At 59.5% G+C, this 24,711-nt stretch carries 19 protein-coding genes; 9 read left to right on the top strand and 10 right to left on the bottom strand.

Annotated features, from left to right (window positions below; all coding sequences use genetic code 11):
- Positions 1-27 precede the first annotated feature (27 nt).
- On the top strand, positions 28-1,986 hold the full coding sequence (locus BLR31_RS08405; RefSeq protein WP_090594635.1) for an acetoacetate--CoA ligase: 1,959 nt from the start codon (positions 28-30) through the stop codon (positions 1,984-1,986).
- Position 1,987: 1 nt separating this feature from the next.
- Here BLR31_RS08405 and BLR31_RS08400 read toward each other — a convergent pair whose 3' ends face one another.
- The 3 genes from BLR31_RS08400 to BLR31_RS08390 are packed head-to-tail and all read right to left on the bottom strand — an operon-like array spanning position 1,988 to position 5,114.
- Complete coding sequence (locus BLR31_RS08400; RefSeq protein WP_090594632.1) at positions 1,988-3,046, bottom strand: ABC transporter substrate-binding protein; 1,059 nt, start codon at positions 3,044-3,046, stop codon at positions 1,988-1,990.
- The gene (locus tag BLR31_RS08395) at positions 3,043-4,437 is read right to left on the bottom strand and encodes a sensor histidine kinase (RefSeq protein ID WP_090594629.1); all 1,395 of its coding nucleotides are present in this window, start codon (positions 4,435-4,437) and stop codon (positions 3,043-3,045) included. Before BLR31_RS08395 ends, BLR31_RS08400 begins: the two co-directional genes overlap by 4 nt.
- On the bottom strand, positions 4,434-5,114 hold the full coding sequence (locus BLR31_RS08390; protein WP_090594909.1) for a response regulator transcription factor: 681 nt from the start codon (positions 5,112-5,114) through the stop codon (positions 4,434-4,436). The genes BLR31_RS08395 and BLR31_RS08390 overlap by 4 nt, the downstream gene beginning before the upstream one ends.
- 229 nt (positions 5,115-5,343) lie before the next feature.
- Here BLR31_RS08390 and BLR31_RS08385 point away from each other — a divergent pair, with 229 nt between their 5' ends.
- From BLR31_RS08385 to BLR31_RS08375, 3 genes are read left to right on the top strand one after another with little or no spacing between them, the layout of a single operon-like run.
- Positions 5,344-6,288 carry a Bug family tripartite tricarboxylate transporter substrate binding protein gene (locus tag BLR31_RS08385; RefSeq protein ID WP_090594626.1) on the top strand — a complete coding sequence of 315 codons (945 nt, stop codon included), beginning with the start codon at positions 5,344-5,346 and terminating at the stop codon, positions 6,286-6,288.
- The gene (locus tag BLR31_RS08380; RefSeq protein WP_090594623.1) at positions 6,285-6,818 is read left to right on the top strand and encodes a tripartite tricarboxylate transporter TctB family protein; all 534 of its coding nucleotides are present in this window, start codon (positions 6,285-6,287) and stop codon (positions 6,816-6,818) included. Before BLR31_RS08385 ends, BLR31_RS08380 begins: the two co-directional genes overlap by 4 nt.
- A 21-nt stretch (positions 6,819-6,839) precedes the next feature.
- Positions 6,840-8,369, top strand: a complete 1,530-nt coding sequence (locus BLR31_RS08375) for a tripartite tricarboxylate transporter permease (protein ID WP_090594621.1) — start codon at positions 6,840-6,842, stop codon at positions 8,367-8,369.
- A gap of 58 nt (positions 8,370-8,427) precedes the next feature.
- Here the strand turns inward: BLR31_RS08375 and BLR31_RS08370 are convergent, their stop codons facing one another.
- Genes BLR31_RS08370 through BLR31_RS08355 form a run of 4 tightly spaced genes read right to left on the bottom strand, consistent with a single transcriptional unit; the run spans position 8,428 to position 12,453 of the window.
- Positions 8,428-9,570 (bottom strand): metal ABC transporter permease, encoded by a 1,143-nt coding sequence (locus tag BLR31_RS08370; protein ID WP_090594618.1) that lies wholly within the window; start codon positions 9,568-9,570, stop codon positions 8,428-8,430.
- Positions 9,567-10,694, bottom strand: a complete 1,128-nt coding sequence (locus BLR31_RS08365; RefSeq protein ID WP_090594615.1) for a metal ABC transporter permease — start codon at positions 10,692-10,694, stop codon at positions 9,567-9,569. The genes BLR31_RS08370 and BLR31_RS08365 overlap by 4 nt, the downstream gene beginning before the upstream one ends.
- 2 nt (positions 10,695-10,696) lie before the next feature.
- Positions 10,697-11,485: a metal ABC transporter ATP-binding protein gene (locus BLR31_RS08360; protein ID WP_090594907.1), complete on the bottom strand. Its 789-nt coding sequence runs from the start codon at positions 11,483-11,485 to the stop codon at positions 10,697-10,699.
- Complete coding sequence (locus BLR31_RS08355) at positions 11,470-12,453, bottom strand: metal ABC transporter solute-binding protein, Zn/Mn family (protein ID WP_244504985.1); 984 nt, start codon at positions 12,451-12,453, stop codon at positions 11,470-11,472. The genes BLR31_RS08360 and BLR31_RS08355 overlap by 16 nt, the downstream gene beginning before the upstream one ends.
- A 126-nt stretch (positions 12,454-12,579) precedes the next feature.
- On the opposite strand from BLR31_RS08355, the gene BLR31_RS08350 reads away from it, so the two are divergent.
- Complete coding sequence (locus BLR31_RS08350; RefSeq protein ID WP_090594612.1) at positions 12,580-13,317, top strand: Crp/Fnr family transcriptional regulator; 738 nt, start codon at positions 12,580-12,582, stop codon at positions 13,315-13,317.
- Positions 13,318-13,396: 79 nt separating this feature from the next.
- On the opposite strand, the gene cydC is transcribed toward BLR31_RS08350, so the two are convergent.
- Positions 13,397-15,061, bottom strand: a complete 1,665-nt coding sequence (gene cydC, locus BLR31_RS08345; protein ID WP_090594609.1) for a thiol reductant ABC exporter subunit CydC — start codon at positions 15,059-15,061, stop codon at positions 13,397-13,399.
- Complete coding sequence (cydD, locus tag BLR31_RS08340) at positions 15,058-16,803, bottom strand: thiol reductant ABC exporter subunit CydD (protein WP_090594608.1); 1,746 nt, start codon at positions 16,801-16,803, stop codon at positions 15,058-15,060. Before cydD ends, cydC begins: the two co-directional genes overlap by 4 nt.
- Positions 16,804-16,987: 184 nt before the next feature.
- On the opposite strand from cydD, the gene BLR31_RS08335 reads away from it, so the two are divergent.
- From BLR31_RS08335 to cydX, 3 genes are read left to right on the top strand one after another with little or no spacing between them, the layout of a single operon-like run.
- Complete coding sequence (locus BLR31_RS08335; RefSeq protein ID WP_090594604.1) at positions 16,988-18,619, top strand: cytochrome ubiquinol oxidase subunit I; 1,632 nt, start codon at positions 16,988-16,990, stop codon at positions 18,617-18,619.
- A gap of 11 nt (positions 18,620-18,630) precedes the next feature.
- Entirely contained in the window at positions 18,631-19,779 is a 1,149-nt protein-coding gene (gene cydB / locus BLR31_RS08330) for a cytochrome d ubiquinol oxidase subunit II (protein WP_090594601.1), read from the top strand.
- Between the two features lie 20 nt (positions 19,780-19,799).
- A complete protein-coding gene (gene cydX / locus BLR31_RS08325) occupies positions 19,800-19,907 on the top strand; it encodes a cytochrome bd-I oxidase subunit CydX (RefSeq protein WP_090594598.1) in 108 nt (35 codons plus the stop codon).
- Here cydX and BLR31_RS08320 read toward each other — a convergent pair.
- On the bottom strand, positions 19,904-20,587 hold the full coding sequence (locus tag BLR31_RS08320) for a GntR family transcriptional regulator (protein ID WP_090594596.1): 684 nt from the start codon (positions 20,585-20,587) through the stop codon (positions 19,904-19,906). The genes cydX and BLR31_RS08320 overlap by 4 nt on opposite strands.
- Positions 20,588-20,844: 257 nt before the next feature.
- Between BLR31_RS08320 and metH the strand changes: the two genes are divergently transcribed.
- A complete protein-coding gene (metH, locus tag BLR31_RS08315; RefSeq protein WP_425287220.1) occupies positions 20,845-24,681 on the top strand; it encodes a methionine synthase in 3,837 nt (1,278 codons plus the stop codon).
- Positions 24,682-24,711: the final 30 nt, after the last annotated feature.

Genomic DNA, 24,711 nt, shown 5'->3' with positions numbered 1-24,711 from the left:
GTTATTCCGGCGGGGCGTCGCGTGTGGATGACGGAGGCTGCGATGGACAACGAAATCCTCTGGCAAGCGTCACCTGAACAAAAGCAGGCTTCCGCGATTTGGCGGTTTGCCGAGACGACCCGGTCACTGCATGGGGTGGAACCGGGCGACTATCACGGCCTGCATCGCTGGTCGATCGACGCGCCAGACCAGTTCCATGAGGCGTTGTGGGATTTCCTGGATATTGTCGGCGACAGGGGGGAGACCGGGTTCGTTGCCGGTGATGGGCTGCGCAGTGGGCAATTTTACCCCGGCGCGCGAGTAAACTATGCGGAGAACCTGTTGCGGTGCCGCGATGATGGGGTGGCCATCATCGCTTATCGCGACGACGGCACACGGCGTGATGTCAGTTGGGCGGACCTCTATCGTATGGTCTCGCGTGCGGACCAAGCGCTCCGGGCCGTCGGCGTAGTCGAGGGGGATCGCGTCGCTGCCATCGTCACCAACGATATCGAGGCTATCGTTGCATATCTCGCGACATCGGCTATCGGCGCGATTTGGTCGTCCTGTTCACCTGATTTTGGACCGACCGCCGCGAGCGACCGGCTGTGCCAAGTCGCACCGAAGGTGCTTATTGCCGTGGCGGAATACTGCTATGCGGGAAAAGTTATTGATGTCTCTGCATCGATAAGGGCCATATCCACCGAGGCGGAGTTGGACGCTATTGTCCTCATTGCAGATGAGGTTCCCAATTGGCTTGCCGATCTGGGCGCGGTGACCTGGGACGACTGGATGTCGACCTATCAGCCTCAGACCATTGCATTCAACCGCATGCCCTTCACGGCACCGATGGTGATCCTTTTTTCGTCGGGCACGACTGGAAAGCCAAAATGCATAATCCACTCGGGGGCAGGACTGCTGATTCAGCACAAAAAGGAGCTCGTGCTTCACTGCGATCTGCAACGCGATGAGCGCTTCTTCTATTTCACCACCTGCGGTTGGATGATGTGGAACTGGCAGGTCTCTGGTCTCGCGGTTGGCGCAACGTTGGTCACCTATGACGGCAATCCTTTCTTTCCGGACGTTGAGAGGCTGGTTGACCTTATCGATTACGAAAAGATCTCCGTCTTTGGGACGAGCGCAAAGTATATCGATCATTGCCTGAAATCAGGCGTAGTGCCACGCCGAACCCACCGGCTGGAAACGTTGAGGATGATATTGTCGACCGGCTCTCCGCTTATTCCATCCAGCTTCGACTACATCTACCGCGACTGGATGTCCGATTTGCATCTGGCGTCGATTTCGGGCGGCACTGACATCTGCGCCTGCTTTCTTGGCGGGAATGTATTGCTGCCGGTGAGACGTGGTGAGTTGCAGTGCGCGTTGCTCGGGATGGAGGTGGATATACTGGACGAGCACGGAAAGCCGATCTTGGGTGCGCCCGGAGAGCTTGTGTGCCGGAATGCGCATCTGTCGATGCCGATCGGGTTCTGGGGGGACGAGGATGGCTCGCGTTATACCGCAGCCTACTTCGAGCGATTTCCCGGGCTATGGGCCCATGGAGACTTCGTGGAGAAGCGGCCCCAAGGTGGATACATCATCCATGGCCGGTCCGACACCACGCTCAATCCTGGCGGTGTTCGTATCGGGACGGCGGAAATCTATAGACAGGTCGAAACTATCGACGCGATCGAGGAAGCGCTTGCTGTCGGACAAGACATTGATGGCGACCAACGGGTGATCCTGTTCGTCAAGTTGCGCGAAGGCGCGCTGCTCGATGAAGCGATGGAAACGACAATACGCAATCGTATCCGAATGGGGGCGTCTCCCCGACACGTTCCAGCGCGGATCATCGCAATCGATGCCATCCCGCGCACGCGCTCCGGCAAGATATCCGAGGTTGCGGTTCGCGACACGATCCATGGGCGGCCAGTGAGGAATACCGCAGCTCTGGCCAATCCCGAAGCGCTGGCCCTCTATGTCGGCCTCCCCCAATTGCGGAATTGAGTCAGGGGATCGACATGGCATCCTGCCATTCGGCGAGAAACCGTGCACGCTTGGCCTGGTCCAAAGTGACCAGCAGTGAGGGCCCCATAGTGATCGGGCGATAAAACGTCGCCGCGCCGGAATCGTCCGAGGCGATGACGCCGTCGGGTGGAGGGCGGTCGAAGCCGAAAAAGAAGGACTGTTCGGCGGCGACCGACTGGCCGCGCTCCGACAAAAGATAGTCGAGAAAGCGCGCGGCGCCGGAAGGATTGCTGGCGTGGGGTGGGATCAGCGCTGCGCGCGAGAGCACGATAGTGAAGTCGTGCGGCAAGACGATACCGATCGGTGCGCCCGCGAGCAGCCGACCGTAGGCGTAGGAGCCGAGGAGGTTGTAGCCGATCAGCAGGTCTCCGGACTCGATCTGTTCCAGGATGGCGCCGGTGGTTGGTTCGAGCACGGCGTCGGCACGTCCGAAACCTTCAAGCAGGCGACCAAAAACGCTCGACTGTTCGGCGTCAAAAAAGGCAAACAGATAGCCTATCCCCGAGCGTGTTATGTCGTAGGTGCCGACCCTGCCATTATAGACGTCGGGCTTGGTCCGCAGCAGTTCCACCAGCGCATTGCGCGTTAGCGGCACGTCGGCCGGGGGGACCAGATCTGAATTGTAGATGATCACGGCCGGCTCGAATGAAAAGCCGAAGGCCTCGTTGCGCCAATTAGCCCATTCGGGCACTGCAGCCGTGGTTGCGAGGTCATGGCGGGTGGCGCAACCGTCATTTGTCAGCTTGGCGACGTGATCAACTGAAGAGGTGATCATGATATCGGCGAACGTCGTCTGTTCGTGGCAGGCTTCGATCGCCCTGGCGAAGACCTCATTGGTCAGCGAGTCAGCGTAGCGTATGCTCACCCCCAGCTCTGTCTGCTGGAAGTCGAGAATCAAGGGTTCAATCGCTGCGAGGTCGGCTGAAGCCTCTATGACGAGCGTTTCGGTGTGTACGCCAATTGATGGAAAATCGTATTCGTCGCGGGCCTGAACGTGGCCGCATGAGAGCGTGAACGCAATAGCTATGAGCGCTCTCATGAGTGTCCCTCCGGATGCGGAAATCCCATCGTGATTCCAAAATCGCCTGTCTCTGCCCGCGTTAATTCCAAGGTGGCTGCGTGCGCTGTGGCAACATCGGTAACGATGGCCAGCCCGAGACCTGTGCCGCCGATGTCGCCGGTGACGAAGCGTTGGCGCAAATGCAGCCATTGGGATTCCGCAATCCCCGGGCCATCGTCGAAGACCGAGATTTGCGGGCCGCCGAATGTTTCGCCGACGCGTACCGTAACACGCGATTGGGCACCGTGCTGCACGGCGTTCTCGATGAGATTGCGCAGGGCTTCGCGCAGGGCCACGAGATCCCCCCGCACATAAACCGGGCTTTTGGGAGCGTCCAGTTTGACCGTCAAGTCGCGTTCGAGTGTTTCGAGAACTGCGTCAGCAATGGCGTGCTGAGCGATCTGACGCAGGTCGACGATGTCGACGAGCATGGCTTCGGCGCGGTGGATGATCGTTGCGTGGCTGAGCAATTGATTGGCCAAACGGCCGACCTCAACCGTTCGGCGGCGTAGCTTTGCGATGGTCGTCGCACGTGCCTTATCGTCTTTGGCACGGTCGAGCATTTCGACTTGGGCCGCGATGCTGGTGAGTGGTGTGCGCAGTTGGTGGGCAGAGGTTTCGATATAGCGCTGCATGGCCCCCAAGCGCGCGGACAGCCGTCCCATCACCCGATTGATCGCGGCGATCAGGGCGTCGACCTCCACCGGAGTTTCAACGTCGAGTGGGGTCAGATCGTTGGGGTCGCGCTGTCGCAGCGCGCGTTCTACGCGGCGTAGGGGGCGCAGTCCCATCTGCACAGCCGCCATCAGCGCCACCAGAGCCAAGACGCTCATTGCAAGCACCGGGACAAGCGCGCCGAGCGTCAATTCCAGGGTCAGCGCATTACGGGCCTCTCGTGTCTGGGCAACTGTGACCCGGACCCAGCCGGTCGCGCCTTGCTCGGAGAGGTAGCGCCAGACGGAGGCCGACCGGATGTCCTGACCGAAATAACGTGCGTCCCCCACCACGGCCTCATCTGATGGGTCCTCCGCTTCAGGGAGCGGCAAGTCCTCATAACCCGTCACGAGCGACCCGTCCGGCGCGGACACGCGATAGTAGACACGGTCAGTTCGCGAGATCGAAAGGGTTTCCAGTGCCGATGTGGGGACGTCTACGCTGACGGCTCCGGCCTCTGCCCCTAGCGTATCGGCTATCTGGCGCGCGGCGCCGATCAGGAGCCGATCATAGGCATTGTCGGCTGCGGTTCGGGCATAAGCATACGCCGCGAGGGTTAGCGCGCCCGCGCCGGCCAGCAATACGATTGCGATAATGCCGGACAAGCGCCAGAACAGGGAAAACCGGCGTCGCTGGCGTATACCGGTGATGGTCATGGTGTGCCAGACCGTGGTGGCAGGATTTGATACCCCTCTCCGCGCAGGGTTCGGATTTCGGCAGTCGCTCCGGAGAGCTTTTTACGCAGACGTGCAATATAGAGCTCGATAGCATTGGGGCCGGCGTCACCATCGAAGCCGTAGAGCTGGTCGAGCAGATCGGCTTTGGAAAAGACACGATTTGGCTGGCCCATGAGCACTTCGAGCAATGCCGTTTCCCGCCGGGTCAGCTCGACACCGTGTCCGGCAAGCCTGACCGTACGTGCCGTCTGGTCGAGCACGATGTTGCCCACCGACAAGTTCGATACGGCATTTCCCTGGCGGCGGCGAAGCAGGGCGCGGGCGCGTGCCTCGAGCTCGCGGAAGTCGAAGGGTTTGACGAGATAGTCGTCTGCGCCGGTATCCAACGCATCGACCCGATCGTCGACAAGTGCGCGCGCCGTGAGAACCAACACGGGCGTTGCCGCTCCGCGTTCGCGCAGCGCTGAGAGGATGTCGAAACCCGAGCCATCGGGTAGGTTGATATCGAGAACGATCAACGCATACTCCTGCACCGCCAGCGCGTCTTCACTGCCGCGACGGGTGCGCTGCCAATCAACAGCATGGCCCATGCGCTCAAAGGCATGCACGACGGCCTCGCCGACATCTTCGGTGTCTTCGACTACGAGTATGCGCAGGGTGCTGTCCCTCCTGACAGGTTGGTGACAGCTTGCCGATCTATCGTCGGTGTTGAGGAGCTGCCAGGTCACCGTGTCGGCCATTAACCCGACTGGAGGCAGGCTTGGCAAGAGGGAGGAGCGGTGCGCGATATACGCGTTTCACCGACGGAATCGCTACGTCTTCCTTTCGGGCTTTTCGCAAAGAAAAACAGACCTTTGAGGAGGACTATACGTGAATTTTCTCTCGATGAAACTGGCTGGTGCCGCACTTGCGGTGGTTACGCTCAGTGTGCCTGCGCTCGCCATCGACAGTCTCAAGATCATGGCGCCCGCTGGACCCGGCGGTGGCTGGGACCAGACAGCGCGCACTATTCAATCCACACTTCAGGCTGAAGGTCTTGTCTCCAACATCCAGGTCGAGAATGTGGCAGGTGCCGGCGGTACGATCGGTCTGCAGCAGTTCATCAACCAGTCCTCGGGCGATCCTGAAGCGACCATCGTTGGTGGTTACGTGATGGTTGGTGCGGTCATCGCCAACGCATCGCCTGTCGGGCTCGGCGACGTGACCCCACTTGCTCGCCTCACCGGCGAGTATGTGATGGTCGTGGTTCCTGAAAGCAGCCCGATCCAGAATGCTGAAGATCTTGCAGCGATGTTGCAGGAAGACCCCGGGTCTGTAACCTGGGCCGGGGGCTCGGCCGGCGGTGCGGACCACATCGCCGCTGGGCTTTTCGCCAAGGCGGCAGGCGTCGACCCGGCGTTGATCAACTACATTCCATTCTCAGGCGGCGGCGAAGCGCTTGCGGCTATCCTGGGCAATCAGGTGACTGTTGGTATCTCGGGATATTCCGAGTTCTCCGCTCAGCTTGACGCTGGCACCGTTCGTGGCATCGGCATCACGGCCATTGAGCCGCAGGACTACACCGACGTTCCGACATTCGTCGAGCAGGGCTATGAGGTCGATCTTCAGAACTGGCGCATGATCGCGGCCGCTCCGGGGATTTCGGAAGAGCAGACTAATGAACTGCTCGATGTCATCCGTACGATGGCGGATTCGGACACCTGGAACGATGAGTTGCTGACGCGCGGCTGGGTTAACACCTACATGGACGGTGACGCTTTCGCCGAGTATCTGGCTGGCGAAATCGAAGCGACGGACGCCATCCTGGCCGAACTGGGCATTTCCCAGTGAGTTCCGGGCACGCAAATGAGGGGGCCGGCGCAAGCCGGTCCTCCGATCCCAATCGGGCACGCGATCTGGGCGGTCTCGCGATCGCGGCCGGTCTTTTCCTGTTTGCGGCGTTGATTGCGTGGGATGGGACGACCTATCCGGTGCGCCAGTCCTATGCCCAGTTCGGGCCGGAAATTTTCCCCTATCTCATCGCTGCCGGTCTTGCCGTATTCGGTGTCGCCACCGTCTTCATGGCGCTGCGCAACAGCTTTCCCGAGCGGGAGCCGATGAATCTCACCGCGGTCGGTTGGATCGTCGGTGCGCTGGTTGCCAAGATCGGTCTGCTCTATGGGGGCGTCGGTTTCATTGTCGCTGCCGGAACGCTGTTCGGCTTTGCAGCGCGCGGACTTGGCCGGCGACCGCTCTGGTTTGCCATCTTGGTGGGCATTGGCGTTTCGGCTTTTCTTTACGTCCTGTTTCGCCATGGTCTCAGTCTTTCGCTCCCGGCGGGCCCGGTAGAGCGCTTCATCGATGGCCTGTTCCGGCGCTAAAGCGCCCAAGGATTTGAACTGATGGACACTTTTCTGCTTCTGCTGGATGGGCTTGCGGTCGCAACCCAACCAATGAATTTAGTCTTTGCGCTGATCGGGGTGCTGCTGGGTACAGCTGTTGGTGTAATGCCCGGCATCGGGCCGGCACTGACTGTCGCGCTTTTGCTGCCGATCTCACTTTCGTTCGGCGCAACCGGCTCTCTGATCATGTTTGCCGGTATCTATTATGGCGGCATGTATGGGGGCGCCATCTCCTCGATCCTGCTCAATACGCCAGGCGAAACCGCCTCGATAATGACCGCGGTCGAAGGTAACAAGATGGCTCGCTCCGGACGAGGTGGCAAAGCGCTGGGAGCGGCGGCGATTGGCTCGTTCTTTGGCGGGACGGTGGGCACCATCGGCATCGCGCTGGTCTCGCCATTCATGGTGAGTGTCGCGCTTTCGTTTGGTCCTGCCGAGTATTTCGCGCTGATGGTTCTCTCATTCGTCACGGTGTCCGCGGCATTTGGCGGTTCGGTTGCGCGTGGATTGACGGCGTTATTCATCGGCCTTGCTATCGGGCTGGTCGGTATCGATAAACTCACCGGCCAGCCGCGACTGTCATTCGGTGTCCCCGAATTGCGCGACAACATCTCGATTGCCATTGTGGCCGTTGGGCTCTTTGCGATCGGTGAAACCCTCTACATAGCGTCCAAGAAGATCGACGTCGACGAGACCGTCGAGGCCATCAAGGGCTCGGTCTGGCTTTCATTTCAAGATCTAAAGCGCTGCATCTTCCCTTATCTGCGGGGTGCCGGGCTCGGATTTCTTTTTGGACCATTGCCGACCGGCGGGGCAGAGATTCCCACGTTCCTATCTTATTCCACCGAGCGAAAGGCGGCCAAAGGACAGTCAAAGGCCGAGTTTGAAGGCAATAAAGGCGCGATAGAAGGTGTTGCCGGACCGGAGGCCGCGAACAATGCGTCGGCTGCCGGCACCCTAATTCCGCTTTTGACACTTGGTTTGCCGACCTCCGCCACCGCAGCGATGATGCTGGCTGGATTTCAGCAATACGGGCTCCAGCCCGGACCGCTTTTGTTTACGTCCAACCCGACACTGGTATGGGGATTGGTGGCGAGCCTTTTCATCGCAAACTTTATGCTGCTGATTCTCAACTTGCCATTCGTCGGCATCTGGGTGCGGCTGCTGATGATCCCGCGGCCCTGGCTCTATGCAGGTATCCTGACATTTGCGACGTTGGGCATTGTGGGTGCTCAAGGCTCAGCATTCGCTCTAATCCTGCTGCTGTTTTTTGGGGTGATCGGTTTTGTGATGCGGCGCTTTGGCTATCCGCTCGCTCCCGTGTTGGTCGGCGCCATTCTTGGCCCGCTCGCCGAGGAGCAGTTGAGGCGTGGGTTGATGATCAATCGCGGGGACTGGACGTTCCTTGTCACTTCCCCAATCGCGCTCACCATTTATGCGATCGCGGCTGCGGCCGTTATTGGGCCAATTCTCTGGCGCATGATGGCGAGAGACAAATCCAAGACCGTCTTTGCAATGGATGGCGACTAAATCGGAGATTCGCAGCATGTCCTGCTCCTCCTGGGACGTCCTGCGTGAGCCGGCGCCTTTATGGTGCCGGCTCTTTTTGTGCCCAGGGCTCGAGGATTTCGCGTGCCGTGGCGCGGCCCTTGGGCGTTAGTGCCAGGCGGCGACCTGAACGCGTGATCAGGCCGTCGTCGAGGCTTTTCACCAGGGTGCGCTGCGCCTTGGCGGGTGTCCAATGCAAGTGCTCGCGTAGAGCCGCAGCGACATTTTCCTCATCGGCATTGGTTTGGCCCTCATGATTGAAGAGATGAACCGCAAGGGTGCGACTGGCATTCTCGCTATGCCGCGCCTGCGCCCGCAAAGTCTGTGCGATCAGTCCATAGCGTGGCCCGAAGGCGAAGCAGCCAAGGAAGAAAACGCCGCTCATGAGCGCCATCATGCCGCCGATCGAAACATTAAAGAGCAAAGCGAAGCCGTAGCCTGAAATCGCCGAGGCGATTGAGATTGCGCTGCCCGCCACGAGCATAATCCAGAGCCGATCCGTTAGAAGATAGGCTGCCGAGGGCGGGACAATAACGAAGGCAATAAAGAGGATCGCGCCGACGGCGTCGAATGCCGCGACGGCCGTGCCGCTCAGCAGCGCCATGAGCCCATAAGTGAGGATCGCCGGCGCAAAGCCGAGCGCTTTTGCCAGAGCGACATCGAAGGTCGCGAGCTTGAGTTCTTTGTAAAAGAGCGTGACAAACCCCAGGTTGATCAATGTCATCAGTCCCATCCACACGACCGCTTCGGGCACCAAAACGCCGCCGATCTCGTAGGCATCGAGCCAGACAAAGCCTATTTCGCCCAAGAGCACAGTGTGCGCGTCGATATGGACATCCCGAGCGTAGAGATTGATCAACAGAACACCTATGGAAAACAGGACCGGGAAGACCAGCCCGATCGCCGCATCGGTTTTCACGCGCTTGGTCTGGGTGAGCAATTGCGTGAGCGACACTGTCAACAGCCCGGTCAGCACCGCGCCCAATATCTGAATGGGGCCGCTGGTCTGTCCAGTAATCATCCACACGATGATGATCCCGAAAACCATTGAGTGGGAGATGGCATCCGACAGCATCGCCGAACCGCGTAGAATGAGGAATGTACCCAGCAAGGTGGCGGCGATGCCCACCAGACTGCCGGTAAGCATGATCATGGCGTCGGGGCTGTTGAAAAAGGCGTTCATTGCGTTTCCCCGGACTGATCGAGGGGCGTTTGTGCCTGCTCGAGGCCCTTGGGGGTCAGAACCCAATGGGGAGTCGGCTCAGGATGATGAGCGGTCGATCTGACCAGGCCGCGCTGCTCCAAGCGAGAAAGCACTGCGGAGGTGTCTGTGCGATGAAAAGCATCGATCATCGCCTGTTCGGCAGGGTAGGCGGGGTCTCCGTGTTCTGCAGCCAAGCGATATATCGTGCCGAGCACGAGGCGGCTTTTGAGACTGAACTTGTCGCGCCTAACGCGTAGAGCAGTAGGGAGCAGGCCGGTCTCTGGAGCGAAAACCAACGAGGTAACAACGATAACGGAAGCGGCTAAAACAATCAGGGGCCCCGTCGAAAGGCCTGTGGCGCTGGCGCTGATTACCGACCCGACCAGTCCCGATACGACCCCGAACAGTGCCGAGAGCGCCGCCATGACGCCAAGTTTGTTTGTCCACTGCCGCGCCGCGACGGCGGGGGCAATAATCATTGCAGCCATGAGGATTACGCCGACCATTTGGAGGCCGACAACGACTGCCAAGGCGATCATCGTTGTCAGCAGGACCTCCAGCGCGAGCACCGGCAGACCGAGAGTACGGGCATAGGACGGATCAAAGCTGATGAGCTTGAATTCCTTCCAGAGCCCGGTCACCAGTGCAACTGCGGTCAGCGTGATCGCGCCCATTACGTAGAGGTCGGACCGCAGGATGGCGGCCGCCTGCCCGAACAGGAACGAATCCAACCCGCCTTGCGCGGCGTTGCCCTGGTTCTGGATCATCGTGAGCAAAACGATGCCGAGGGCGAAAAACACCGACAGCGCGATACCCAGGCTGGCATCGGTCTTGAGGCGCGTGGTCCGTGTAAGAAACACCACCACGAGCGCCGCCGCAGCGCCTGCGAGCAATGCGCCCGTCAGGATGAATGGCAGACTGCGCGTGCCGGCCACCAGAAATCCGATACAAATGCCGGGAAGGGCCGCATGAGACAGGGTGTCGCCCAATAGACTCTGCTTTCGCAGAACGGCGAATGTCCCCAGCACGCCCGAGATGATGCCCAAAAGCGTTGCGCCGATCATCACGTTCTGCAGTGTGAAATCGGAGAGGATGTCCAACATCGTCAATCAACCGGCGTCAGTGTCGCTGCTGAATCCAGCAAAGCGATCTGGCCCCCATAGGCGCGCCTGAGGTTTTCGGCGGTATAGGTTTCGGCTACCGGCCCCTGCGCGATCACCCGAACGTTGAGCATCACGAGCCAGTCGAAATACGTGCGGACCGTTTGCAGATCATGGTGAACCACGATCACGGTTTTGCCTGCGTCTCGCAGCCCGTGCAGAATTTTGACGATCGTGCGCTCAGTGGTGGCGTCGACGCCCGCCATGGGTTCGTCGAGAAAGTAGACGTCGGCCTCCTGGACGAGCGCGCGGGCTATAAACACTCGCTGCTGTTGGCCCCCAGACAACTGGCTGATCTGGCGGTCGGCATAATCCTCCATGCCCACACGGGCAAGTGCGGCGCGGGCACGATCTTTGTCCTTGCGTCCGGGGCGCCGCAGCCAGCCCAGTTGGCCGTAAAGTCCCATGGTGACCACGTCGAGCGCGGTTGTGGGAAAGTCCCAATCGACGCTAGAGCGTTGCGGGACATAGCCTACCTTGCGGCGCTGATCGCGATAAGGGAGGCCGTGGATGGTGACATGGCCCGCGGTGGGTCTGACGAGGTCGAGGATCGATTTGATCAGCGTGGACTTGCCGGCGCCATTCGGTCCAACGATTGCGGCCATGACGCCCGGGGGAATATCGAAATCGATGTCCCACAATACCGGTTTGGAGTGGTACGAGACGGTCAGGTCTTCCACATGCACGGCAAGTCCGGGCTCGTGCAGTCCGGCAGTTACTAGTCTATCGTCCATTGAGTGGCCCATTCGGAGAGTTCAGCAGGAAGGGGCGGCGGGGTGCCGCCCAAAGCCTCTGTGATGGCAAGAGTGTTGGCGTGGATCATGCCGATATACGTGCCGGCTGCGGTCCCGGTGTCGCCCATGGCGTCTGAATAGAGCTGGCCGCCAATTTCCACCTGTTGCCCTTCCTCGTTGGCGGCTTCGATAACTGCCTGGATGGTGCGGGGGTTGATTGTCGATTCGACAAAAATGGCTGGGACGCTTCGTTCCGCTATCAGGGCGGCGACCTGACGAATGTCGGCAATTGCGGCCTCGGCCTGGGTCGATATGCCCTGAATACCGGCGACATCTATGCCGTAAGCGCGTCCGTAATAGGCAAATGCATCGTGGGCCGTGATCAGGATGCGTTGGTCGATTGGGATCGAGGCGATAGCCTCGCCCGTCCACTGATGGAGGGCGGTGAGTTCGGCGCTGTAGCGTTCGGCAGTCGTAGCAATCTCGTTGGCACATTGCGGTGCAATAGCGCTCAGCGCCTCAGCAAGAACTGGAACCGTCTGCTGCCAGAGGGACACGTCCATCCAGAGGTGAGGATCGATCCCATATGCGCCTTCTGTATGGATAACTTCCGTATCAGCAATGCCGGCCTCTGCGACAGCCAGTGTGGATACCCGTTCACCATAGCGCGCAAACACGTCTGCCAGTTGGCCCTCAAGGCCATAGCCCGAATAGAGAATAAGACTGGCCCGATTGAGTGTCTGAACGTCGCGAGCCGTGGCCTGATAAAGGTGTGGGTCGATGCCTGGTCCCATCATGGTTTCCACGGCCACGCAGTCGCCGCCAACGGTCTGGGCGATGTCGCCGATCATGCCGATAGTGGAAACGATATTGGGACCGTCTTGCGCCGTGGCGGGAGAGGTGGCGACGATAAGGGTAAGGCACGTGGCAGGCAGGATGTTCTTCATGCGATTGAATGTGACAATCATTTGCAGAAACGTCAAGGGAGTTGCGAATGATTTGCAAAAGCCGGCTTGGCACGCGCTGGATGCGACGATTTCCCGTCTCGTTATGAGGGTAGCAATGCAGTAAGTTACGCCAACAGGAAGGCCGTGATGGGCAGACACGATATACACAATTCCGAAACTCCGGCACTCTGCGGGAGTTGCGAAGTACGTCATCGTGGATTGTGTGGAGCGCTCAGCGGCGATCAGTTAATGATGCTGTCAAAGCACTCCCGAATTGTCCGCCATCCTGCGGGCACCGAGTTGATCGCTGATGACAGTGACATCACCAGCTATGCGAACGTTATGCGGGGCGTCGTCAAACTTTCGAAAATGCTGGACGATGGCCGCCAGCAGGTGGTCGGCCTCCAATTCGCTCCCGATTTCCTGGGGCGCCTGTTTGGTCGGCAGAATACGCTTTCTGCGCAAGCCGCGTCGGACGTCGAGCTGTGCAAGGTTCCCAAGGCAGCGCTTGAGGCCATGGTAGGCGACAATCCAGCCCTCGAACATCGATTGCTCGAACAAACCTTACGCGAGCTCGACGATGCACGCGACTGGATGGTCACTCTGGGACGCAAGACTGCGAGCGAAAAGGTCGCTAGTTTTCTCTATCTTGTCGCGACGCACATCGATCCCGTGGCCGAAGCTGAGCGGCAGCAGGGCGAGAACGCGGACGCTCGGTTCGATCTTCCCCTCAGTCGTGCAGATATTGCAGATTTTCTCGGGCTCACCATTGAGACCGTGTCCCGGCAACTGACCCGACTGCGCAAGGAAGAGATCATTTCTGTCGTCAACAATCGTACCTTCGTAATCCCTGACCTGAAGTGTCTTGCCAACCGTTGTGGCTGAAAAGGTTCTCGTTTATTGGCAGGCAATCACATCACGGGAGCTGATAGCGATGGGCGGTCATCCGAAGGGGATGAAAAGTTCACGACGCCAACTCGTCGATGGCTCCGTCCCGAAGCTCCAAACGACGCAGCGGTAATTCAGGCGGCAGATGGGCATGAGTGGCCATCACGACCGTTCGGCCGGACAACGCGGCTTTCAGGTCGGAAAAGAACTCGAGTTCCGTATCCCGATCAAGGCCAGCGGTCGGCTCGTCCAGAACAAGGATCGTCGCGGGCGACAGCAGCGTGCGCGCAAGGCAAAGGCGACGAGCCTGCCCTGCCGATAGGGTCGCACCTGTCTCTCCGATTACCGTATCCAGGCCCAAAGGCAGGGCGCGGATTGTTTCGGTAAGGCGCGCTTTGGCAAGCGCAGCAAAGAGTTCGGCATCGGTCGCTCCAGGCCGGGCTAGGGTAAGATTGGCGCGAACCGTGTCGAGGAAAACCGGACTGTCCTGGCTCAGCAGCGCAAGACGCGCATGGAGCTCGACCTGGCAAACATCGCGAATATCGGTGCCGCCGATGGTGATTGCGCCCTTCGTGGGATCGGCGAGCCTGAGCAGCAAGTGCAGCAGCGTCGATTTGCCGGCCCCGCTCATGCCCGAAATCGCCACATGGTCCCCTGGGGCGAGCGTCAGGTCGAGATGATCAATTATGCGCGCACCATCGGGGTAGGCGAACGACACGGCATCAAAACGCACGGTGTCGTCCCCAGGAAGCAAAGCGGGGCTCAGCGGATCGCGGATGGAGATTGGGCCGGTCGCGATGTCCTTGAGGCGTTCGGCGGAGGCTATTGCCTCACCGGTCTTGCCGATCGAACGCACGATGACGCCCGTAGCTTCGAAACTGCCCATGATGCCAAAGACGATAGCTGCAAGGATCGGGCCCTCAATGGTCTCCGCGGTCAGAGCATCCAGTCCGAAAACAATAATCGTGATCAGTGAAACGCCCGTGAGCACCTGAATCGTGCCGGCGGCAATCGCCGTTGCGAGCGCCTGTCGTGTCTTTTGGCTCCCCAGCGCTGCCGTGGCCCGGGCAAATCGGCGAGACGTCCAATCCTGCTGTCCGAACGCAACAATGTCATCCTGCCCAATGACGGCATCGAGGACGTTAGCACGAAGCGTTGCTGCTGCTTCAACGAGCGCCTTACCATTTTGGCGTGTGGTGAAGAGCAGGACCATCGGCACGACGACGACTGCGACGATGATAGCTGCGAGATAAATCCATCCAGCAGCCGGGAGTAGAGTGAAAAGAACGGCAGATACACCACCGCCCAAAACGATAGCTGCGATGAAGGGACCGATGGCCAGAAGGAACACGGTATCGAGTGCGTCCACATCCGCCGTCAGACGCGTTACCAGATCGCCATGCCGCATCGAACGATTGGCCAGGGGCAATCGCGGGAACAGCGCGCCGAACAGCCAACGACGGAGATCGGAAAGCAGCCTCAGCGTCGCGTTGTGGCCCACCAGTTTTTCAAAGTAACGCGAGAGGATGCGGATGAACGAGAACCCGCGGACCGCCGCAGAGGGAGCAAAGAGGTTGAACGAGACGCCGAGCGCGGTCAGGGCGGTGGCCGTGAGGAACCAGCCTGAGACGCCAAGCAGCGCCGTGCCTGCAGCCAGCGTTACCAGCGCGAGAACGAGTGTCCCCGCAAATCGCGCGACATGGGGGCGCAGCAAGGGCGCAAAGAACAGTAGCGCCTTCATGCGCGCTCTCCCGCTTTGGCGCGATCAGGTTTTCGACGGTGCGGCGTTCGGATGAGTTTGCCACCGGCCATGCGCAGAATGCGGTCGGCGCGTCGCGACACTGCATCGGCATGCGTGAGGATGACCAACGCGCGGCCTTCGGCAAACGCAAAGATGTTGTCGAGAACAAGCGCTTCGGTTTCCGGATCCAGGTGAGCTGTGGGCTCGTCGAGGATGACGAGGTCCGGCGCGGTGAGAAAAAGACGTGCGAGCCCGACGCGCTGGATCTGGCCGCCCGAGAGGCCCATTCCACCCTCGCCGACGTATGTCTGCAAGCCGTCAGGAAGCATTCTGGTGAAGTCTGAGACGTGTGCAAGATCGGCCGCTCGCTTGATATCGATCGCTTCGGCGTCGGGATTGGCGAAAGCGATGTTGTCAAAGATCGTGCCTGCGAAAATGCCGGGCTTTTGCGCAATATAGGTCGTACTACGGCGCAATTCGGCTTCGGGCCAATCGCCGAGCGAAATGCCTCGGTAGAAAATGTCACCGTTCGAGGGGAGCAGGCGCAGTGTGGCGCGCGCCAGGGTGGATTTGCCGACCCCGCTTGGTCCCATGATGGCAACGGTTTCGCCCGGGGCGACAATCAGGTCCAGATTATCGAGTACGATCTGGCCGTCTTGTGAGGTGACATGCAGATCCTTGATCTTGAGGGGCTCGTCGGGCGAGAGGGGAGACTGGTTGCCGGACGGGGTAAGGTCCGAAACGATCAGCGCGCCGATCTGTCGTTCGATTTCGGAGAGTGCGGACTTGGCTGAAGCGCGGTCGTGATAATGGGCTGCCAACTGGCGCAGAGGATTATACACCTCAGGTGCCATGATGAGTGCGAAAAGACCCGCGACCAATGTCAGTTCTGCATGGATCGTCAGAAACCCGAGATAGGTGAGGCCCACATAGAGCGCGACGCCGGCCACTCCGAGTGCCGCAAAAAATTCCAAGATCGCAGAGGACAGAAAAGCGATGCGCAGCACCGCATTCGTACGCGTCCGGAGCGCTTCGCTTGCCGTATGCACATCGCGCGTAGCATCTGCTTCGCGTCCGAACAGCTTAAGCGTTGTCAGTCCCCGTAGCCGATCGGCGAAATGGGCTGAAAGCCGGGAGAGTGCGGTGGCCTGCCGATCGGTGGCAGCTTGCGCCCCGAGCCCTGCCAGGGCCATGAACACAGGGATCAGTGGCGCCGTCAGCAGAAAGAGTAGCGCGACGACCCAGTCGACGGGAAAAAGAAGCACCGCAAAGGCGACGGGCAGCACCGCAGCCGCGATCATTGCCGGAATATATTTGGCAAAGAAATTTTCAAGTCCTTCCACCTGATCTACCAGCGCGGCCGAGATTGCACCCGAGGCGGGGCGAATGCCCAGACCGTGACGGTGGGTGAGGAGTCTTTCGAACATTTCCCCACGCAACGATGCCTTGATCCGCTCTGCACCGATCTGTCCCGCCCATTCTCCCAGCGTGCCCAGCGCGGCGCGCGTTGCGACGATTACAATCATGCCGATGATCATGGGCAGTAGCGTTGGCAGCGACTCATTGCCTTCGATAGCGCGCCCGAGCACCTGCGACAAAAGCGCAGCATAGGCGACCAAAAGGACGCCCGAGAGCAAGGGCGCAGCGATCGCAAGGGTGAGCGCCCTACCGCCTCGGCGGCGTAAGCCCATGAGTTTTCGGGTGTTTTCCGTGTCGCGGGTGGGTTTGGCTGAGTGGCTCATATGGGCAGTACTATTTGAGGCTGGCGCGCAATGTGCAAGACTTCACGCGGGTCGTCCTTGATCCAGGTCAAGGCGGGCGTGAGGGTGCCAAGCTAGTCATCCGGCATCCGGGGCGTTTCCGGCTAGAGCGGCGTCCACTCTAGCTATTGATAAGCGTCAAAAGACAATAAAGGGGCAATATCCCATGGTCGACGAACTCGTCGTGAACCTGTCGCGGGCCCAGTTCGCGGCCACGGCGCTTTACCATTTCCTGTTCGTGCCACTTACGCTTGGTCTTTCCTTCATGATGGCCATCATGGAGAGCACCTATGTGATGACCGGGCGTGAAATCTGGCGCAAGATGACGCTGTTCTGGGGCACCCTGTTCGGCATCAATTTTGCCATGGGTGTTGCGACGGGCATCGTGATGGAGTTCCAGTTCGGCATGAACTGGGCCTACTATTCGCACTATGTCGGCGACGTTTTCGGCGCTCCGCTCGCCATCGAGGGGCTGATGGCGTTCTTCCTCGAAGCCACGTTCATCGGGCTGTTCTTTTTCGGATGGGACAGGCTTTCGAAGGTCGGACACCTTGTCGTCACTTGGCTGGTCGCGCTGGGCGCCAATTTCTCGGCGCTGTGGATTTTGATCGCTAATGGCTGGATGCAATATCCGGTTGGTGCGGTGTTCAATCCCGACACGATGCGTATGGAAATCACCGACTTCATGGCGGTGATCTTCAATCCCGTCGCGCAGGCCAAATTCGTTCACACGGTCAGTGCGGGGTATGTCACGGGCGCGGTGTTCGTGTTCGGCGTCAGTGCGCTCTTTTTGCTTAAAGGCAAGCATATCGAACTGGCCAAGCGCTCCATGGTGGTCGCTGCGAGCTTTGGTCTGGCGTCGGCACTATCGGTCGTGGTTCTGGGCGATGAAAGCGGCTATGCCGCCACCGAGCATCAGGTGATGAAGATCGCCGCCGTCGAGGCGATGTATCACACCGAGCCTGCACCGGCCGGGCTAAGCCTGATCGCCTTTCCACGCGCAGATGGGTCTGTGTGGGAGCTCAAGGTTCCATGGGTTCTTGGCCTGATCACGACGCGATCCTTCGATACCGAGGTGCCGGGCATCAACGAACTAGTTGAGCATGCTGAAGTTCGAATAGCCAATGGTATCAACGCCTACACCGCAATGGCTGCGCTCGAAGAAAACCGTGAAGACCCCGTCGCGCGGGAGACGATTGCGGAGACATGGCCCGATCTTGGCTACGCCCTGCTCCTCAAGCGCTATCGCGTCGACATCGAGAACGCGACACCCGAAGAGATCGCAATGGCGGCGGCCGATACGGTACCTGATGTCTGGCCATTGTTCTGGACGTTCCGACTTATGGTTGGCATCGGTCTCTTCTTCATCGGCTTTTTCGTCTTCGCGTTTTGGAAGGCTTCGACCGGTACGCTCGACAAACATCGCTGGTTCTTATGGGGTGCCGTTGCGGTTATGCCGTTGCCATGGATGGCAGCAGAGGCGGGGTGGATCATCGCTGAATACGGGCGACAGCCCTGGGCCATCGAGGGCGTTCTGCCGACCTTTTACGCGGCATCGAGCCTGACGGTCACCGACCTCGTTCTCAGCCTCGCCTTCTACATCACCGTTTATACTATCCTGGCGGTCATCATGGTGATCCTGATGGTCAAGGCCATCAAGGCCGGCCCCAAGGACTATGTCGCGCTGCTCAATGGTGAGCCCGATCCCATGGAAACGCCCGAGCCAAAATCGGATCTGCCGCAATCGCCCGATAGCTATGGCGATGACAAGGCGGGCAAGCCCGCGCCCGCGGAATAAGGAGAGCGGAGATGGATTTCATTCCAATCGACTACGAAACTCTGCGCCTCATCTGGTGGGCGTTGCTTGGCACACTGCTCATCGGGTTTGCGATCATGGGCGGCATGGATCTGGGCATGGGGGCGTTGTTGCCCGCAGTGGCGCGGACGGACGACGAGCGCCGCGTCATGCTCAATCTCCAGGGGCCGACATGGGAAGGTAACCAGGTCTGGCTCGTTCTTGGCGGTGGCTCGATATTTGCTGCGTTCCCGCCGCTCTATGCTGTGAGCTTTTCCGGTTTCTATCTCGCGATGATCGTCATCCTTTTTGCGCTGATCCTCCGTCCCGTCGGGTTCAAATATCGCGGCAAGATCACAGACCCACGTTGGCGAAGCGCATGGGATTGGGCATTGTTCATCGGCGGGTTCGTGCCGTCGCTGATTTTTGGCGTGGCCATGGGCAATGCGCTTTTGGGTGCGCCCTTCAACCTCGATACAACGCTCCGCCCATCCTATCTGGGCAATTTCTTCGGTCTGCTTTCCCCATTCGCGCTTTTGTGCGGACTGGTCAGCCTGTCGATGCTTATCGTGATGGGGGCGGTTATCCTCGCGGCGCGCACGGAAGGTGCTGTTGCCGAACGGGCCGCGCGATATGGACAATGGGCGGCCGTCACAGCGATCGCTCTCTTCGCACTGGCCGGATTTTGGATCGCCTTCGGAATTGAGGGCTACGTCATTACGAGCGCAATCGTAACCGACCTGCCGTCAAATCCGCTCTCAAAAGAGGTGATGCGTGAGGCTGGGGCTTGGCTTAACAATTATGGGCAATATCCGTGGATGATGATCGCCCCAATCCTAGGCTTTGCGGGCATGGCAGGCGCGGCCATCGGCATCAAGGCACGTCCCGGCGCGCTGACAATCATATCGGCCGCGCTGGGCGTCTTGGGGATAGTGGCGACGGCTGGGCTGTCGATGTTTCCGTTCCTTTTGCCCTCATCGCACAATCCTGTTGCGAGCCTGACGGTTTGGGACGCGACATCGAGCCATTTGACGTTGTTCATCATGCTGATCGCCACGGCGATCTTTCTGCCGATCATCATCGCCTATACGAGCTGGGTCTACAAAGTCATGAGTGGGCCGGTGACCAACAGCAGCCTCGGCAAGAATCCCAACGCCTACTAAGCCCTGAAAGGACAATTCCGATGTGGTATTTTGCATGGATACTGGGCGTGGGGCTGGCGTGCTTTTTCGCCATTCTCAATGCCATGTGGTTCGAGATGCGCGAAGATCGTCGCAAGGCCGGTGACTAGGGCCTTGACGGATAGGGCAGGGTCGCGCTGCCCGAATTGAGAATGTGCGCCCGCATGAGGCTTTCAGCGCGGGCGCCATCGGCCTGGAGCATGGCGGTGACGATGCTCTCGTGCTCTTCAAACGATCGTGCCAGCCTTGAGGGATGCGCAAAGAGTTCGGTACGGAAAGGCGTCAGGCGCGAGCGGGCCATATCGGCCATTTCCTGCAGTGGGGCGTTGCGCGCTGCCTGGTGAATGGATGCGTGAAACTGCGTGTCGTGCAGGGCGTAGGCTTCCGACTGCGCCGATCGCACATAACCGGCGGCGCGCAGGTGATTGGCTTCCATCGCTTGCCGTTCCGCCACGCTCATGCGCTCGGCCGCAAATCGGGCGCATACCGCCTCGAGTTCTGCCATTGCCTCGATCAGATTGGCGATATGTTCGGCGCTGAGGTCAGCGACCACCGCCCCGCGATTGGGTCGTCGATCGACAAGCCCCATCGTTGCAAGCTGCGCCAGCGCCTCGCGGATGGGGGTGCGTGATACGGTGAAGCGGGCCGCCAGACCGATTTCATCGAGCCGCTCGCCCGGGCGAAGGCGACCAGCAACGATGGCATCGGCCATTTGCTCTACAACTTCATCAACCGTTGTGCCCTTACGGGTTTTTGGGGCATAGCTGCCCCCAATGCCTTGCGTGCTCATCGTGGCCTGCGTATCGATCGCTCACAGGCGGTTGAGCAAAACCCGTGCCATCAAGACATTCTCATGCGGCCCCATAATCAGGGGAGAATTTTTCGGCGTGATATCGCATCCATCGGGCCTATGCGTAATTTTGCAGCAGGTTCTGCATGGTCGCCGACAGAATAGGCAGTTAACCCCGCGACTGTCGATTTATTGACATAAAGATTTCTTTATGTCTCTTTGTTCGCTGCTTCGGCCTTAGAATTGGACTTCAAACTATGTGCAACGCCCCCGGATGTACTCACGGTCACACGCATGCGCCCGCCGAGGGCCGGATGGGCGGGGGAATGGTCGAGGGCGTGGCCGTCGACGCCCTGCGTCCGGGCGTCGCGCCGGTGCGCACAGCGCAGGAAGGCAAAGACATTTTCGCCGCGCTGACGGCTGCCGCGCGCGAAAGAATCCTTATCCTTGACGGTGCCATGGGCACAATGATCCAGCTCGAAAAGCTCTCGGAAGAGAATTTTCGTGGCGAGCGTTTTGCCGATTGGCCCAAGCCCTTGCAGGGTAACAATGATCTGCTTGTCATCACCGAGCCCCAGATCATTGAAGACATCCATTTCGCCTACGCTATGGCAGGTGCGGATCTACTCGAAACCAACACGTTTTCCGGCACGACAATCGCCCAGGCCGATTACGGCATGCAGGCGCTTGCCTATGAACTCAACGTCGCTGGGGCGCAGGCCGCCAAGCGCGCTGCCATTCGCGCGGAGGCCAAGGATGGCAAGCGCCGGTTCGTCGCCGGCGCGGTTGGGCCGACCAACCGCACGGCGTCGATTTCGCCTGACGTCAACAATCCCGGTTTTCGCGCCACCAGCTTTGATGAATTGCGCGTTGCCTATGGCGAGCAGATCGAAGGGCTGATCGATGGCGGGTCGGACTTGATCCTCATCGAGACGATTTTCGATACGCTCAACGCCAAGGCTGCCGTCTTTGCTGCCGAGGAAGTGTTCGAGCGTAAGGGCATCCGTCTGCCTGTGATGATCTCAGGCACCATTACTGATCTTTCCGGCCGCACCCTCTCGGGGCAGACCCCAACTGCGTTCTGGTATTCACTCAGCCACGCCAAGCCGTTCACCATCGGGCTTAATTGCGCGTTGGGTGCCAACGCCATGCGCGCCCATCTGGCCGAAATCTCAGATATCGCCGACACCCTGGTCTGCGCCTACCCCAATGCGGGACTCCCCAACGAGTTTGGCGAGTATGACGAGAGCCCCGAATTCATGGCCGAGCAGATTGAGGGATTTGCGCGCGACGGGTTTCTCAACATCGTGGGTGGCTGCTGCGGCTCGACGCCCGAGCACATCGCGGCGATCGCCAAGGCGGTTTCCAAGCATCGTCCGCGAGAAATTCCCGATATCGAGCCGCGCCTGCGCCTGTCTGGCCTCGAGCCTTTCACGCTTACCGACGACATCCCTTTCGTCAATGTGGGCGAGCGCACCAATGTCACGGGCTCGGCGCGGTTTAAAAAGCTGATCACCTCCGGCGATTTCAATGCGGCGCTCGACGTGGCGCGCGATCAGGTCGAGAACGGCGCGCAGATTATCGACATCAATATGGACGAGGGCCTTATCGACAGCCAGCAGGTGATGGTCGATTACCTCAACCTTATTGCGTCCGAGCCCGATATCGCACGGGTTCCGGTGATGATCGATTCCTCGAAATGGGAGGTGATCGAGGCTGGGCTCAAATGCGTTCAGGGCAAGTCGATCGTCAACTCGATCTCAATGAAAGAGGGCGAGGACAAGTTTCGCGAACAGGCGCGGCTGTGCCGGCTTTATGGCGCCGCTGTCGTTGTAATGGCGTTCGATGAGAAGGGTCAGGCCGACACCCAGCAACGCAAGGTGGAAATCTGTACGCGCGCCTATCGCATCCTCGTCGATGAGGTCGGTTTTCCGCCGGAGGATATCATCTTCGATCCCAACATCTTTGCTGTCGCAACGGGCATCGAAGAGCACGACAATTACGGTGTCGATTTTATCGAAGCGACCCGCGAAATCACCCAGACGCTTCCGCATGTGCATGTTTCGGGCGGCGTATCGAACCTGTCGTTTTCCTTCCGCGGCAACGAGTTGGTGCGCGAGGCGATGCATGCAGTGTTCCTCTACCACGCCATCAAGGCGGGTATGGACATGGGCATCGTCAACGCCGGCCAATTGGCGGTATATGAATCGATAGATCCGGAATTGCGCGAGGCCTGCGAGGACGTGGTCCTCAATCGCCGATCGGATGCAACCGAGCGTATGCTGGACCTTGCCGAGCGCTACAAGGGGCAGGGGGGCAAAGAAGCCCGCGTCAAGGACCTTACATGGCGAGAAAAGCCGGTTGGCGAGCGGATCAGCCATGCCCTCGTCAATGGCATAACCGAATATATCGAGGCCGACACCGAAGAGGCCCGCCAGAAATACGACCGGCCCCTCCACGTCATCGAAGGTCCGCTGATGGACGGGATGAATATCGTCGGCGAACTGTTCGGGGCGGGGAAGATGTTCCTGCCACAAGTGGTGAAGTCCGCGCGCGTCATGAAACAGGCGGTGGCCTATCTGTTGCCCTTCATGGAGGCAGAGGCGGATGGACAGCGTCAGAGCGCCGGCAAGATCCTGATGGCAACCGTCAAGGGTGACGTGCACGATATCGGCAAGAACATCGTGGGCGTCGTTCTCGCCTGCAACAATTACGAGATCATCGATCTCGGCGTCATGGTGCCGACCCAGAAGATTTTGGAAACCGCGCGCGAGCAGAAGGTCGACGTGATTGGTCTTTCGGGTCTCATCACACCATCGCTCGACGAGATGGTTCATGTCGCTGCCGAAATGGAGCGCGAGGGGTTCGATATTCCATTGCTTATCGGTGGAGCGACGACCAGCCGTGTTCACACGGCGGTCAAGATCAACCCGCGCTATAATCGCGGCACGACGGTTTATGTCAAAGACGCCAGCCTTGCCGTCAACGTGGTCTCCAAGCTTCTCTCCAAGGAAGCGGCGAACGATTACGTGAAAACGCTCAAGCAGGAATACGAGACTGTCGCCGACAAGCACCGGAGGGGCGAGGCCGACAAGAAGCGTACGTCCCTCTCCGCAGCGCGGGACAATGCATTCAAGCCCGATTGGTCCAGTTACACGCCAAAAGCACCATCGTTTCTGGGCACCAAGTCCTACCAGGACTGGGACCTGGCCGAGCTTGCGCGCTATATCGACTGGACGCCGTTCTTTCAGGCGTGGGAGTTCAAGGGCGTCTATCCCAAGATACTCGAGGACGCCCGGCAGGGCGAAGCGGCCAGCCAGCTTTTTGCCGATGCGCAAGCCATGCTCGAGCGCATTATCTCCGAGAAATGGTTTACGCCTAAAGCCGTCGTCGGGTTTTGGCCCGCTAACCGGTTAGGCGATGATGTGCAGTTGTTTACGACTGAAGACCGTGACACCGAACTCGCAAAGTTCTTCACACTGCGCCAGCAATTGTCCAAATCCGGCGACAAACCTAATGTGGCGCTTGCCGATTTCATGGCCGAAGAGGGAACGCCCGATTATATCGGCGGGTTCTGCGTAACGGCGGGTTTTGAAGAAATCGATATTGCCGACAGGTTCGATTCCGAGAACGACAACTACTCGTCGATCTTGGTGAAAGCACTGGCCGATCGCTTCGCCGAGGCTTTTGCCGAGCGCCTGCATGAACTTGTGCGCAAGGAACTCTGGGGCCACGCAGCCAGCGAAAACTTTGCGCCGGAAGAGCTTATCGCAGAGCCCTATGAGGGCATTCGTCCGGCGCCGGGCTATCCTGCCCAGCCCGATCACACCGAAAAGACGACGCTCTTTGAGCTGCTCGATGTCGAAAAGGAAATCGGCGTAAAGCTCACCGAAAGCTATGCCATGTGGCCCGGATCTTCGGTCTCGGGCCTCTATCTCGCACATCCGGAAAGCTATTATTTCGGAGTCGCCAAAGTCGAGCGCGATCAGGTCGAAGATTATGCCCGCCGCAAGGGCATGGCCGTCGAAGAGATCGAGCGTTGGCTCGGCCCGGTCCTCAACTACATTCCGGGCAGCGAGAAGGCGGCAAGCTAGCCTGTCTCGACATCGCGGCGACAAGCCATT

This window comes from Pelagibacterium luteolum (assembly GCF_900100665.1).
Taxonomy (GTDB): domain Bacteria; phylum Pseudomonadota; class Alphaproteobacteria; order Rhizobiales; family Devosiaceae; genus Pelagibacterium; species Pelagibacterium luteolum.
Note: the sequence above shows the minus strand (reverse complement) of the source record. Positions and strands in the feature narration are given on the sequence as shown.